The organism is Zunongwangia pacifica (genome assembly GCF_023499215.1).
Taxonomy (GTDB): domain Bacteria; phylum Bacteroidota; class Bacteroidia; order Flavobacteriales; family Flavobacteriaceae; genus Zunongwangia; species Zunongwangia pacifica.
In genome coordinates this window covers 44823-59485 of record NZ_JAKHSK010000008.1, presented here as the reverse complement: position 1 = coordinate 59485, position 14663 = coordinate 44823, and the positions used below count along the sequence as shown (strand labels likewise).

8 protein-coding genes are annotated in these 14663 nt (G+C 35.8%); 2 read left to right on the top strand and 6 right to left on the bottom strand.

What is annotated here, in order from left to right:
- Position 1 precedes the first annotated feature (1 nt).
- Positions 2-2965, bottom strand: a complete 2964-nt coding sequence (locus tag L1967_RS07215) for a SusC/RagA family TonB-linked outer membrane protein (protein ID WP_249601058.1) — start codon at positions 2963-2965, stop codon at positions 2-4.
- Positions 2966-3450: 485 nt separating this feature from the next.
- On the opposite strand from L1967_RS07215, the gene L1967_RS07210 reads away from it, so the two are divergent.
- Both L1967_RS07210 and L1967_RS07205 read left to right on the top strand, forming a co-directional pair.
- Positions 3451-7506: a hybrid sensor histidine kinase/response regulator transcription factor gene (locus tag L1967_RS07210; RefSeq protein ID WP_249601057.1), complete on the top strand. Its 4056-nt coding sequence runs from the start codon at positions 3451-3453 to the stop codon at positions 7504-7506.
- A 27-nt stretch (positions 7507-7533) separates the two neighbouring features.
- On the top strand, positions 7534-8739 hold the full coding sequence (locus L1967_RS07205; protein ID WP_249601056.1) for a DUF4861 family protein: 1206 nt from the start codon (positions 7534-7536) through the stop codon (positions 8737-8739).
- An 87-nt stretch (positions 8740-8826) separates the two neighbouring features.
- Here the strand turns inward: L1967_RS07205 and L1967_RS07200 are convergent, their stop codons facing one another.
- The 5 genes from L1967_RS07200 to L1967_RS07180 form a co-directional block, all read right to left on the bottom strand.
- The gene (locus tag L1967_RS07200; RefSeq protein ID WP_249601055.1) at positions 8827-10050 is read right to left on the bottom strand and encodes a glycoside hydrolase family 172 protein; all 1224 of its coding nucleotides are present in this window, start codon (positions 10048-10050) and stop codon (positions 8827-8829) included.
- Between the two features lie 116 nt (positions 10051-10166).
- On the bottom strand, positions 10167-10589 hold the full coding sequence (locus tag L1967_RS07195) for a secondary thiamine-phosphate synthase enzyme YjbQ (RefSeq protein WP_249601054.1): 423 nt from the start codon (positions 10587-10589) through the stop codon (positions 10167-10169).
- Positions 10590-10667: 78 nt separating this feature from the next.
- Positions 10668-11915, bottom strand: a complete 1248-nt coding sequence (locus L1967_RS07190) for an asparagine synthetase B (RefSeq protein WP_420856405.1) — start codon at positions 11913-11915, stop codon at positions 10668-10670.
- A gap of 46 nt (positions 11916-11961) precedes the next feature.
- On the bottom strand, positions 11962-13518 hold the full coding sequence (gene dnaB / locus L1967_RS07185) for a replicative DNA helicase (RefSeq protein WP_249601053.1): 1557 nt from the start codon (positions 13516-13518) through the stop codon (positions 11962-11964).
- A 168-nt stretch (positions 13519-13686) separates the two neighbouring features.
- Positions 13687-14640 carry an acetyl-CoA carboxylase carboxyltransferase subunit alpha gene (locus L1967_RS07180; protein WP_249601052.1) on the bottom strand — a complete coding sequence of 318 codons (954 nt, stop codon included), beginning with the start codon at positions 14638-14640 and terminating at the stop codon, positions 13687-13689.
- Between the last annotated feature and the right edge of the window lie 23 nt (positions 14641-14663).

Below are 14663 nucleotides of genomic sequence, written 5' to 3'. Positions count from 1 at the left end.
TTTACAGTGATACATTTAGTCCTAGTGAAAATGTTTTAACCACAGGATAGTTATTTGTCCAATCGTTACTTCCTCGATAATTTTGGTTACTTTCTGGATCCCAGCCTATCCAATCTGTCCATGTATATAAATTTCTACCAGCCACATAAATCATTAAATTACTTAATCCAATCTTTTCAATTTTTTCCTGTGAAAATCTATAACTTAAACGTGCATCCTTTAGCCTAACAAAACTTGCATCTCTTGGATATCCATACCCCCTAGTATTGCGATATAGCAGAGATGGAAATTCGTTACTTTGATTTTCTGGTGTCCAATACCCTACATCGCGCGGAGTATTTCTTCTGGTTAACTCGTCCCCGTAATTAATATCAGGATTTCCCTTTAACACTCCCTGAACTGTTTGAATAAAGAAAGAAAAATCAAAGTTTTTATATGAAAATGTATTAGTGATACCTCCTGTCCAATCTGGCAACGAGTTTCCTAAATAGGTTAGATCATTTTCTGGTTCTATAACACCATCTCCGTTTAAATCTTCGAATTTAAGATCTCCCGGCTGGGCATTATAAGTGCCGGTATCTTCTCCCTCTTGCCATACACCTACCATTTTATAATCATAAATAGCGCCTAGGGATTTACCAATAAACCATCTGCTGGGAATATCGTCTTTACCATCTCCATATAAATCGATAATTTCATTTTTATAGGTTGAAAAATTAATACTGGTTTCCCACTTAAAATCACCTTTATTAATATTAGTGCTATTTACGGTAAATTCTAAACCTCTGTTTTCTACAGCTCCTATATTTTCAATTATACTTCTAGTACCTGTTAATGCTGGGATATTTCTATTAAGTAATAGATCTTCGGTTTTAGATTTATACACCTCGAATGATCCTGAAATTCGATTTTTTAATAATCCAAAATCAAATCCTAAGTTCGCGGAAGTTGTTGTTTCCCATTTTAAATTTGGATTTCCTAAACCATCAATATAGGTTCCAGTATAAGCCTGTCCACCAAACGGATATAATAATGTTCCTGCCCGGGTTTGAGTTTGATTTATTTTCACACCTCGATTCCCGGTTTCCCCATAAGAAAAACGAAGTTTCAAATTATTTACAATCTGGATATTTTCAAAAAAAGATTCTTTATGAACATTCCACCCTAAAGCTGCAGATGGGAAAGTACCATACTTTGAAGTATTCGATCCAAAAGCCGAGTAACCATCTCGTCTTACTGTAAAAGTGAATAAGTATTTACTATCAAAGTTATAATTAAAACGCCCCATTTGCGATACTAATGTAGACCGATTACTATAGTTTCGATCTGGATTGGCACTTAAATTTTCTGCCGCAGAAATCCTATTAAATGATAATTGATCATTCACAAAACCAACACCAACAGTTTCATTTCTAAAAAATTCATTGGCTTGGGCACTATATAAGCCGGTTACATCGAAATTATGTTTTCCAAAACTCTTTTGATATTTTAGAATGTTTTCAACTACCCAAACCTTTTCTTCATCTCCTCCTATGGTCGCTGTTCCTCTGTTATCGTTTGCAGCTCTACCGGTATAGGTTTTATAAGAATATGGATTTATCGTATATGATGCATTAACACGGTAAGATAAGCCCTCTAAAAATTTTGGAGTAATTTCAGCATAGGCATTACCCGACAATGTACGTTCCCTAACTTCCCGATCTGTAGTTAATCCTAATAAGGGATTAGCATAAAGTAATTCTGGATTCATTGGGAAAATAATATATTCCCCATTTTCATCGTATGGAACAGAATAAGGACTCATTGCCGTTGCATTAAGCAAATTCGCACGACCTCCATCAAAGTTGTTATTGGCGAAAAATGCATTTAATCCAACCTTAAGATAATCGGTTACCTGAACATCTAAGTTTGACCTAAGTGTAAACTTCTTGTAGTTATATCCTTTAATTACCCCCTTTTGATCTAAATAACCTGAAGAAACAAAATATTTGGTATTCTCTGAACCACCACGAATACTAAGGTTATGTTCTTGGATAATTCCTGTTTGCGTCACTTCGTCAAACCAATCGGTAGTAATCCCTGCATTATAATTATCTATTTCACTTTGATTGATTAATACGCGATCCTGGTCTTCGCCGGGATAGGCCTGCTTAAAATAATCGGCATACTTCTGCAAATATGCCTGTGGCCCTAGAGGTTCCAGAACATTTGCAAAATCTTCTAAAGCGGTATAGGTACTATAGTTTATTTGAGGTTGTCCACTTACCCCTCTTTTTGTTTGGATTAAAATAACCCCATTAGATCCTCTTGTTCCATAAATAGCTACGGCCGATGCATCCTTAAGGATTTCTATAGATTTAATATCCCGCATATTAATATCGTTAATGGTACCTGTAAAAGGCACTCCATCCAGAACTATAAAAGGACTGGTAGAACCTGTTATGGAATTGACACCTCTTACCTGAATCGATCCTGAACTACCCGGTACAGAAGAGCCTTGGGTAATATTTAAACCCGCTGTAGTTCCCTGTATTGCCTGTGTGACATCTGTTACCGGTAGATTTTCTAAACGTTCCTCGGGAACAGATGCTACCGATCCTGTTATATCAGAGCGCTTTTGAGTTCCGTAACCTACCACCACTACCTCTTCGAGCTCTGCGGTACTTTCTTTTAAGGTTACGTTAATCGTGGACTGATCTCCAACCATAATTTCTTGTGTTGCAAAACCAAGAAAAGAAAATACTAAGGTTTTATCTTTTCCTGCTTTTATTGTGTACAAACCATCAAAATCGGTGACTGTTCCCTTAGTAGCGTCACTTTTAATGCTAACAGTAACTCCCGGTAAGGGAATTCCTTTTTCGTCTAGAACTGTTCCCTTTATAGATACCTCCTGAGCAATTAAGCCAAAGGAGGAAAACAGCATTAAAAAGGCAGATAATGCGAACTTGTAATTGTAAAATTTCATTTGCTGTGTTGAATTGAATTAAATGAATTAGCGAAAACGATTTAGTAATTTTACAAATCGTAATACAATGTTCGTTAACTTTTAATAATAGCATAAGGGGTAAAATGATATATTTAGGGGGGTAAAATGTTCACGAAAAGTTAAAAAACTAGCAATCAACAATTTCAATCATCTTTTTATGAATCATCTGCAATCGAAAGTTGCTCCAAATCATTTTCCTTTTCACGTATCTATAATAGTCTACCCCATTAGACTTTTTAAGTTTTTTATGTGGAATTGCCTGTTTAAGCCTTTCTAATGAAAAAATCATCTAGGAAATATTTTTTAAATATTGATTTTTAAAAAGGTTATATACTATTAAAACAGGTTAACAAAATATTAGTGTTTTTTTTAGTTTATTTTATACATTTATTAATATTTGTATCATTTAAAAAATAAATCACTTTGATCTGTTGATGGTATAGTGAAAATTTAAAATACAGGTTATGGGAATCATAAAAACAAAAATTCATCTTCAATTTTTACTTATTGCTTCTCTTATAGGTTTGAAAACGTATGCCCAGGACTGTAAGCAGGGTACCCTGTTTCCTAACGGACTTAAATTTTACCATTATGATACTTCAAATGGATTATCCAATAACATCGTTAATTCAATTACAGAAGATGAAATAGGTTTTATCTGGATAGGAACGAATTCTGGTTTAAACAGATTTGATGGTAACGAATTTGAAAAATTTGATAAGGAAAATTCTGGATTGCTTAATAACTATATCCAGCAAATCATACCTGCAAAGAATAGTGATTTATTTCTGGCCACTAATCGAGGAATTCATATCTATGATCTCCAGAAAAATCTATTTCAGCAAAAATCAATAGAAAATTCTTATCTATCTGATGGAATTACCAGTATTCTTGAGTATTCTAAAAACATACTTGTAGTAGGGGATTACTCTCATGGTGTTCATTTTATAAAGGAAAATAAGCATATACCTGTTCTATTTAAAAATGTTTACGAAAACGTTTTACTAAAAGAATATCGCATTAGCGTATTGGATAGAAAGGATCAACATTCTGTACTGGTAGGCACTTACAATAATGGATTATACTGCATTTCCATAAATGATACGATTGTAACAAAAATCGAGAAACTTTTTCATGGCAGGATTAACACTATTTATACCGACTCTAAAAACAGGCATTGGATAGGAACCGATGAAGGTTTAAAGCTGATTTCTGAAGAAAACAAAATAGTGGATATTAATAAAGGGAATAGTGACCTTAACGATGATGCTATTCGCAGCCTGGTTGAAGATAACCAGGGTTTATTATGGATAGGAACAAGAAATAGCGGTCTAAATATTCTTGATCCAAACTCTTTATCTGATGAGGGAGAAATTAAAATCCAGTCCTTTTGTCCCAAAACCGATGGTAGTAGCGTTTTTAACCGTAACATTTTAAACCTATTTAAAGATTCCAATGGAAATATATGGATAGGTACTGAGGCTGGTTTAGATTTTGTAGATCCAAAAGGAGAAGCCATTCAACTAATCGACCATTCTACTAATGATGACATTCAAATATCTCACGATCGTGTAAAAGCAATTACCAAAGGAAAAGATGATAATATTTGGATTGGCACTGACGGTGGGGGAATTAACACATACTCCCAAACTTCTAAACAATTCGGTAAACTGAATATTAATCTTCCAAGTGATTTGGTTCTTTCATTATTAGAAGATTCTAAAGAAAATCTCTGGATTGGCACTTACCGCAAAGGAATAAGCAAATACAATCTTAAAACAAAAAAACTAACCACTTATTTAGACACCAAAGTGTCTGATGGTAGTGATGTTCGATCGATATTCGAAGATTTAGCGGGCAATATTTGGGTAGGCACAAACCGTGGGGGATTATATCAATATAATCCTAAAAAAGACAATTTTATATATATTGACGAGCTTGGGAAACTTGATATAAGGGATATTGTCCAAAAAGATCCTGAAGAAATATGGCTCGCCACTTACGGCAATGGCGTTATAAAATATAATTTTAAAACAGGAGAATCTTCAGGTTTTCATACTCAAAATGCAAATTTCCCTATAAATATCATTTTCAGCATTGAATTTATAGATAAAAATACTCTTTTGGTAGGTACCATGAATGAAGGCTTATTAAAGCTAAACATCAACAATAAAAAAGCAGAACGCTTCTCTATGAATGATGGTTTAAGCAACAATACCATTAATTCTATTATCCGCGATTTATCAGGAAATTTTTGGATAGGCACTAACAATGGCATAAGTCTTTACGACTTAAAATCGAATAGCATTAGAAACCTTAATAACTTTAATAACATACAGGAAAGTGAATTTAATATTGGTGCTAGCCTTCTAACACAAGATGGTATTTTATTAATAGGAGGAAATAAAGGGTTAAATATTTTTGATACCAGGGACTTATCAAATCCTGTAAAAACAAATTTCCCTACGGTATTCAAGGATCTTGAGATTTATGGAGAGCGTATAAGTCTTGGCGATAGTACCCAAACCGTTCTAGATAAATCTATTTTCTTAAGCGATACCTTAAAAATAAGTTACAATCAGGCTTTATTTTCTCTAGATTTTGCCTCCTTAAAATACCCAAAATCAGATAATATTGAATACTCTTATTTTTTAGAGGGCTACAACGACCATTGGATTAACATTAAAAATGCGAAACGTATCAATTTTAGCCAACTTCCACCAGGAAATTATAAGCTTAAATTAAAAACGAACGATAATGATTATCTGGAATCCTACAGCCAGTTATTTATTGAAGTTATCCCTCCTGTGTGGCGAACAATTCCGGCGTATATAGCTTATTTCATCATCTCAATACTCCTTATTTGGTTTGGTTTAAACTATTATGCTGAAAAAGTTAAGTTAAAACAATCCCTTATTTTCGAAAAAAACCAACGTCAGTTAGAACAGGATCTTAATGAAGAAAGGCTTCGTTTTTATACGGGATTTTCACATGAACTTAAAACACCTTTAACCATGATTTTGGCTCCGGTTGAAAGTTTATTAATTGAAATTCGGAAAAAAGAACATGTCAATAATTTAAGAATCATTGAAAAAAATGCAAAAACCTTATTAAACAGGATAAACAAATTACTCGACTTTAGACAAACTGAAGAAGGCTTAAATAAGCTAAATATCACCAAGAACGATCTCGCAGAATCCTTATTGAAATGGACTGAAATGTACGAGCCTATCGCGAAGAAAAAAGATATTGAAATTATTAAGAATATCGATTTAGAGAAATCTACAATTTACTGTGACGTGGATAAAATACATATCATTTTCAATAATTTAATGTCTAATGCGCTAAAGTATACCTCAAAAGGAGATCAAATAAAGATTAAATTAAAAGAAAAAGCCAATGGCTATCAATTTTCGATTAAAGATAATGGTGCAGGTATTTCTGCTAAAATCTTACCAAGAATTTTCGATTGGTACTATCATTCCGACGAAAAAATAAAGAAAGACGGGAGCGGTATTGGCCTGGCACTCTCTAAACGTTTTATTGAATTGCACGGTGGGAAAATAAATGCCAAAAGTATCGAAAATCAATATACTGTTTTTAAAGTATTTTTACCTAAAGGTACACCCTCGCATTCAGAAAATACCGATACTCCTGAAGTTGCCGAATTCATAAAAAAAACTACAGATCTCCTAAACGAAAACAAAGAATTAGAAAGCCGTGCGTTGCTTTACCCTGATACCGATAGGGAGTTAATATTATTAATTGACGACAATCCAGATATTCATCATTATTTATCTTCGATTTTAAAAGAGAAGTATGATCTTTTACATGCGTTAAATGGGCAAGAAGGTCTTAACATGGCTATAATGCATGTTCCAGATCTTATTATTTCAGATATTATGATGCCCATAAAAAGTGGGATCGATCTTACCAGCACACTAAAATCGAGAAAAGAAACAACCCATATTCCTATAATTTTACTATCTGCTAAAGATGCGCAAGAATCTATTGTAATAGGATATAAAGAAGGCGCAGACGATTATATAACCAAACCCTTTAGCATTGCAATTCTTGAGGCCAGGATTCGAAATCTTTTGGATCGTAAATTCAGCTTACAGAAAAACCTACTTCAAAAAGAAGGGTCTGAAAACACTAATAATGTAGTCAAAAATGAGCAGGTTAAAATTGAGAAAGAATTCCTGAAAAAATTTGAGGAAAAAGTCCATACTCATATTCAGGTACAAGGTAAATTGGTGGAATTAATTTCAGAAGAAATGGGTATGAGCCGTGCATCATTGTACCGCAAGATCAAAGCACTTACCGGTAAGAGTATTAATGAATATATTCGTGATATAAAACTCGACAAAGCCTTATATTTGATTGAAAAAGAAGGAGTAAATATATCTATAGCTGCCCTGGAAGTTGGTTTTAATAACCCTAAATATTTTAGGAAAATTTTTAGGGAGAAATTTGGTCAGTTACCTTCTGAATTTTCTTTAAACAAAGACCTTTCCTAAAACAATAATAGTAAACTGAACAAAAAAATGAAAAAACTAATTACAACTTCTATTCTTGGATTTTTGCTCGCTGTGGGATGTAAACCCGAAAAAACCGAAGAATCTGGTTATGCCCTTTTAGTAAGTAATGAGCTGGATTTTGAAAGAAATGAAATTGTAAGTTTTGAAGCTAAAAAATTATTAGCCAAATTTGAAGATACTTCTATTGACGATATTCATATTAAAGATTCTACCGGAAAAACCATAAGACATCAATGGGTAGATTACGATAAAGATGGTAAACCCGAAGAATTTTTATTTATGGCTAAGGTTGGTGCAAATAAAACGTCGACTTATAAAATAGTTAGCGACAGCTCATTTTCAATGCCCGAAAAAGAGGCCGTGGCGTATTCCAGATTTGTACCTGAGAGAACCGATGATTATGCCTGGGAAAATGATAAAGTTGCTTTTAGAACCTATGGTCCCACAGGACAAAAAGAAGCTTTAGAAGGTGTTGCGGGAAGTACACTTTCAAGCGGAATCGATGTTTGGTTAAAACGCACCAACAAATCCATTATCAATAAATGGTACGCTGAGCATGTAAAAAATCCCGGATATTACCATACAGATCATGGTGAAGGTTATGATCCTTATCATGTAGGTAACAGTCGCGGATTAGGAGGTATCGGAATTTTTGAGGATGACAGTCTTTATGTTTCCCAAAACTTTATGGAATATAAAACTATCGTGAGCGGCCCTTTAAAAACAATTTTTGAACTCAGCTACGATCCCTGGGGTCCTTATAAGGTAAAGGAAACCAAAAGAATAAGCCTGGCCTTAGGTTCTCATTTTTCAAAATTTGAAATTCGCCTCGAATCTGTGAAAGATGTCCCTAACTACGCAGCCGGTATTACGTTGCACAACAACGAGGGAGAATATAAAATTAACAAAGAAGAGGGATGGATAATGCATTGGGAAAGCATCGACGATACTAAAGTTGGTGAAGGTATTGTGATGCAGCCTGCTGAGATCGATTCGGCATTTGCTTATATAAGCAAAGTTCCAGACCAAAGTAACCTTTTAATTACTACAACACCTAAAAGTACGTTTACTTATTACGCAGGATTTGCCTGGGAAAAAAGTGGAGATGTAAGTAGCAAAGAAGACTGGATAAAGATGCTACAGAAACAGGCTAAAATCATAACCTCTCCTTTAAAAGTGGATTTAGAAAAAGCCCTACAAAATAAAAACTAACCCCAACCAGGAGCATGAGACTTTTAATCTTAATTATCGAGTAAAATTTTCATTTAAAACGCAGAACACATTAGCTCCCCTAATGATCTATAGGTCATTTTTTATGACTTCGGCATTTATTAGATCCTCTGTTCTTAATTGTACAGATTGAAGCTGCGGTAACTTGCTATATGGTTTGTTTAAATAAAAATAGGCCGTTGCCGATACATCATCACTTCGATAAAAATTAGTCCATCCATTTGGGAAATTTTCATCCATCAGATTGGAAGGATTTTCTAATTCGAATAATTTAGTGAAATTAGGTGCGTGATCGATGGTCACCGGAATTAAATCTGCTCCATCTTCTACAAGTTTTCTTACGACATCCCTGGGAGCCCCGCCCATCTGCTGGATAATCACTTTAATATCCTTATAAAAATACACAGGATCTGGTATATGATAACGATAAAAAGCAAATGCCCCCTGTTTCTTATCGGCTACCAGTGATCCCTGATACATATGATCGTAAGTGCCCTGGCCGTAGGCGGTACCTACGTAATCTTCTGTTCCAGAACCAACAAGGCTGGGAAAATTAGAATCGCCATCGATATACATTTTAACTTCGCCTTCACCCCACCATGTATCCTTATATAATTTATGAGTAACCAACCCCATATTGGTTCCTAGAAAACGTCCTTTCCCTTCAACTTTTGGCAGGATCTTAAAAGCTTCCCCTAACTTAGTATTCTTCTCCCGATTCCAATAAGCATGAAAATAAAATAGTTCGCCCTCATGATTCTCCTTTAACAGGTTCACATCATAAAAAATGGCATCCAGATCTTTATCAGATTCATTGGTTATCGTAATGCGAGCCGATTTTTTAAATGGCATGGGAATAAAACAATTAAAAGAACGACCTTCAGGATCGCTAAAAAGTTTACTTTCAAAAGCTGTCTTTTGACCTAAACCTATCCCGAAAAAATCTCCCAGAGGTACCGCTACAGCAGGTTTATCGCTACCTTCCCAAAACATTTTAATAGTTAATGCCCGCAGCATCATAGGCGAACGATCACTAATGGTTAACCATATCCTTTTAATCGTACCGCTGCCCTCGATATTTAAAAGATCAAGGCTTTCTCCTGCCGGAATACGATCGAAAGGATGGCCTTTTGCGCCTTTATTTTCCTTACCGCCACTGCCCTTTGCTGCACTGGCATTTTCGAAACTCGCCCAGCTTGTAGAAACGCCTTTAGGTATCTCATAAAGTTCCTGGGCTTCAATAGTTAGAGCGCTTAATAGTATTAAAATAATAGAAACTATACTCCTTATCATAAACATTCCTCTCAAATAATTATCTGTTATTGTTATTCCGTACCTCCTCTCCAAAATTGGATATATTAAAGATAAGCGGCTTTAAAGGCAAAGAAAATCGGTGCTTTATTGTAAAATTATGTCCCCATTAGGGTTAACACCAGTTTACGGGAACCACCGTGATTTCTGTGTTCACATAAATAAATACCCTGCCAGGTTCCCAGATTAAGTTTTCCGTTGGTCACCGGGATTTGTACCGATGTTCCCATGAGCGAGGCTTTAATATGCGCCGGCATATCGTCTGAACCTTCAAAAGTATGGCGATAATAAGATTGATTTTCAGGGACCATTTTATTGATATGACTTTCAAAATCGTCCCTTACCGTAGGATCTGCATTTTCGTTTATCGTTAATCCTGCCGACGTATGCTTTATAAATACTTGAAAAATTCCCTGCTGAATTTCACCAATCTCAGGAAACTGACTTACAATTTCACTGGTTACTAAATGAAATCCCCGGGATTTAGGTTTTAGCGATATTTGTTTCTGAAAGGTCTTCATGCCAATCTTCATTTTTAAATTGTAACTACAAAGAAATCATAGCTAAAAAAGACAATTATTGGTGTTAGGCTATGATCCTTATGTTTTCTTCTTTTTCTTTTTGGCTGCCGGAAATAACACATTATTAAGGATTAATCGATAGCCGGGAGAATTTGGATGCAATTCCAGCTCGGTTTTAGGGTCCCCCACTCTATGCTGATAATCTTCGGGATCATGCCCGCCATAAAACGTAAAAAATCCTTTGCCTTTTACCCCATGAATATACCTAGCCTCTCCATTAACCTTATTCTCTCCCATCACCAGCACATTGGCTTTTATATTATCTGGATTGTAAGCGGTAGTTTGCCCCATAAATCCCTTTACCAATCTGGTATGATTTTGAGTTAACATGGTAGGAATCACGTCCCACTTTGCCGAATAATCCATTAGGGTGAAATAATCTTTTTCCACAGGTACGGCTCTTTTAGCCGTCATATCTATAGAAGAAAATTCATATACCATAGGATCCCTTTCCAGAATAAAATCGGTAAAAGCGAAAGAATTGGTAAAATCTAACTTCGACTGATATCCGGGATCACTAGGATCGCCATCAAACATGGGTTCGGCTATATCTGTATTTTCGGCAGCCAGCGCAATATCAAAACTATCGGTAGCGCTGCACATGGCAAACATAAATCCGCCACCTACTACATAATCCCTAATTTTTAAGGCAACAGCAAGTTTTTCATCTGAAACTTTATCATAACCAAGTTCTGCAGCCAGGGCCTCTGCATTTTTTTTATCTTCGATATACCAGGGAGCGGTTCGGTACGCTCTGTAAAATTTGCCATATTGCCCGGTAAAATCTTCGTGATGCAGGTGCAACCAATCGTAAAGAACAAGGGCATCGTTTAAAACTTCAGTATCATAAATAGTTTCGTAGGGAATTTCAGCATAAGTTAGCGCCATGGTCACTGCATCATCCCAGGGCTTATTTCCTTTAGGCGAATAGACCGCAATTTTTGGCGCCTTTTCTAAAATCACGCTTTCCATATTTTTAGAAGGACTCGAAATTTCGTCTACTATCGCCTGGGCATCATTATCGGTCAATATTTCAAAAGAAACACCCCTAATTTTGCATTCTTTCTGTAAAATTTCTTCAGCATCGAAAAGAAAAGAACCACCGCGATAATTTAATAACCACTGGGCCCTAATTTGATTTTCTAAAGCAAAATAGGTGACCCCGTAGGCTTTAAGGTGATTTTGCTGTGCATCTGCATCCATAGGGACCAAAATTTTATTGGCAAACCCGGTAAAACCAAAAAAGAAAAAGACAGTAAAAAGCATTACTGCCTTAAACTGTCTTTCGTTATTTCTTATAATGTTTCTTAATTTAGAACGGAACGTCACTATCATCATCCTGATTAAAATCGTTCATAGCACTTCCAAAAGCTTCATCTGCACTTGGACTTGGAAGATTACCACTTCCAAATTCGTTATCATCGTCACCATCATTCATTTTTGAATGAAATTCGAAAGGCGAATCAAACTCTTCTAAGTTATCAAATTTACCAAGATGACCAATAAATTTAAGACGGATATTTTCCAAACCACCATTACGGTGTTTTGCTACAATAAATTCTCCCTGTCCTTCAGTTGGAGAACGCTCTTCATCATCCCATTCTTCAATCTTATAATATTCGGGACGGTAAATGAACGATACAATATCGGCATCCTGCTCGATTGCTCCAGATTCCCTAAGGTCAGAAAGTAATGGTCTTTTGCTGCCTCCACGGGTTTCTACCGCACGCGATAGCTGAGAAAGCGCAATTACCGGCACATTTAATTCTTTTGCCAGCGCTTTAAGGTTTCGGGAAATCGTAGAAATTTCCTGTTCACGGTTTCCTCCTTTTTGCGTTCCTCCCGCTGTCATTAACTGTAAATAATCGATTACGATCAGTTTAATTCCGAACTGAGAAGCTAAACGACGTGCTTTCGCCCTAAGATCGAAAATCGATAAAGACGGAGTATCATCTATAAAAAGTGGTGCTTTTTCAAGATCTTTTACCTTTACATTAAGTTGCTCCCACTCGTGCTTTTCAAGGTTACCGGTTCTTAATTTCTCTGAAGAAAGTCCGGTTTCCGAAGAAATCAAACGGGTAATTAACTGTACTGAAGACATCTCCAGAGAGAAAAAAGCTACGGGTATTCCCTGTCCTACGGCGATATTCCTTGCCATGGATAAGGTAAGTGCCGTTTTCCCCATACCAGGACGTGCCGCCACAATAATTAAATCTGAAGGCTGCCATCCCGAAGTAAGTTCATCTAACTTATCGAATCCTGAAGGCACCCCACTTAATCCTTCTCTATTTGAGATCTCCTGAATCCTGTTTTTAGCCTGAATTACTAAACTCTGTGCAGATTCGGTAGACTTTTTAATATTTCCCTGAGTAACTTCGTACAATTTAGCTTCAGCCGAATCTAAAAGGTCAAAAACATCGACACTTTCATCGTAGGCTTCTTCGATAATTTCAGCAGAAATTTTTATCAAACTACGCTGAATATATTTCTGAAGAATAATTCTTGCATGAAACTCGATATGGGCAGATGATGATACTCTTTGGGTAAGCTGAATTAGATAATAATCACCACCGGCCTTTTCAAAATTCCCATCCTTCTTAAGCTGATTGGAAACCGTTAATAAGTCAATCGCCTCGGTATTTTCAAAAAGTTTGAAAATGGCTTCATAAATAAGCTTATGCGAGTTTTTATAAAAGGCATCGGGGTGTAGGATATCGATAATTTCATCTACCCCCTTTTTATCGATCATCATCGCTCCTAGAACAACTTCCTCTAAATCAATAGCCTGCGGAGGTATTTTTCCCTTCTCGAGACTAATTACATTAGAATTTTGTTTATTATATACTGGTGATGTTGCGATTTTTTCCATAGCACGAATGTAACCAATTTGTTAAGTAGTTCTTAAAAAAATAGTGATTTCTAGTTCACTAATAGTAAACAATTTGGTTGTTGAAAACTTTATTTTTTTGTTAATAAGGCCAAAAAAATCCGAAACGTTTGTTTCGGATTCCCCTTATCTGTTATGATTTTTAACGGGTTAGTCCTGATAGACTCCCATATCTAAATATTTATCCATTCTGGAACTTATCAAATCTTCTTTTGATAAATTTTTAAGCTCTTCAAACGCTTTTAAAATAGATTTTTCTACCGCTTTAAAAGCTCCATCACGATCGCTATGTGCTCCACCAAGTGGTTCTTTCACAATCTCGTCGATAAGCTTTTGTTTTTTCATATCTTCAGCAGTAAGTTTTAAAGCTTCTGCTGCGGTCTCTTTATATTCCCAGCTTCTCCATAAAATAGAAGAACAAGACTCAGGTGAAATTACAGAGTACCAGGTATTCTCTAACATTAACACTTTATTCCCTACACCTATTCCTAAAGCACCTCCACTGGCTCCTTCACCAATAATTACCACAATAATTGGCACACTAAGGCGTGTCATTTCTAAAATATTTCGGGCAATGGCTTCCCCCTGCCCTCTTTCTTCGGCTTCCAGACCTGGATAAGCACCGGGAGTGTCTACAAAACAAACAACAGGAAGATTAAACTTTTCAGCAGATTTCATTAGGCGTAAAGCTTTGCGATATCCTTCTGGATTGGCCATCCCAAAATTACGGTACTGCCTTGTTTTTGTGTTGTACCCTTTTTGCTGGCCAACAAACATAAAACTTTGATCACCAATTTTACCAAGACCACCTATCATGGCTTTATCATCTTTTACACTTCGATCGCCATGTAGCTCTAAAAAAGTATCTCCACAAATGGCATTAATATAATCTAAGGTATAAGGACGATTAGGGTGTCTGGACAACTGCACTCTTTGCCATGCAGTTAAATTTTTATAGATCTGTTTCTTTTTTTCCTGAAGTTTTTTCTCGATTTGCTTGCAGGTAGCAGTAACATCTACCTCGCTTTCTTCACCAATGTTACAGGCGCGCTCGTACTGCTCTTCAAGCTCTTTAATCGGTAATTCAAAGTCTAAATATTCCATAAGTAGCTATGGTTGTTTTAATT

What these genes read in the sequence shown, in the direction of transcription:
- L1967_RS07205 (WP_249601056.1), top strand. Translation starts at nt 7,534, where the DNA reads ATGAAAAAACTAATTACAACTTCTATTCTTGGATTTTTGCTCGCTGTG.
- dnaB (WP_249601053.1), bottom strand. Translation starts at nt 13,518, where the DNA reads ATGGAAAAAATCGCAACATCACCAGTATATAATAAACAAAATTCTAAT.
- L1967_RS07195 (WP_249601054.1), bottom strand. Translation starts at nt 10,589, where the DNA reads ATGAAGACCTTTCAGAAACAAATATCGCTAAAACCTAAATCCCGGGGA.
- L1967_RS07210 (WP_249601057.1), top strand. Translation starts at nt 3,451, where the DNA reads ATGGGAATCATAAAAACAAAAATTCATCTTCAATTTTTACTTATTGCT.
- L1967_RS07180 (WP_249601052.1), bottom strand. Translation starts at nt 14,640, where the DNA reads ATGGAATATTTAGACTTTGAATTACCGATTAAAGAGCTTGAAGAGCAG.
- L1967_RS07190 (WP_420856405.1), bottom strand. Translation starts at nt 11,915, where the DNA reads ATGCTTTTTACTGTCTTTTTCTTTTTTGGTTTTACCGGGTTTGCCAAT.
- L1967_RS07215 (WP_249601058.1), bottom strand. Translation starts at nt 2,965, where the DNA reads ATGAAATTTTACAATTACAAGTTCGCATTATCTGCCTTTTTAATGCTG.
- L1967_RS07200 (WP_249601055.1), bottom strand. Translation starts at nt 10,050, where the DNA reads ATGATAAGGAGTATAGTTTCTATTATTTTAATACTATTAAGCGCTCTA.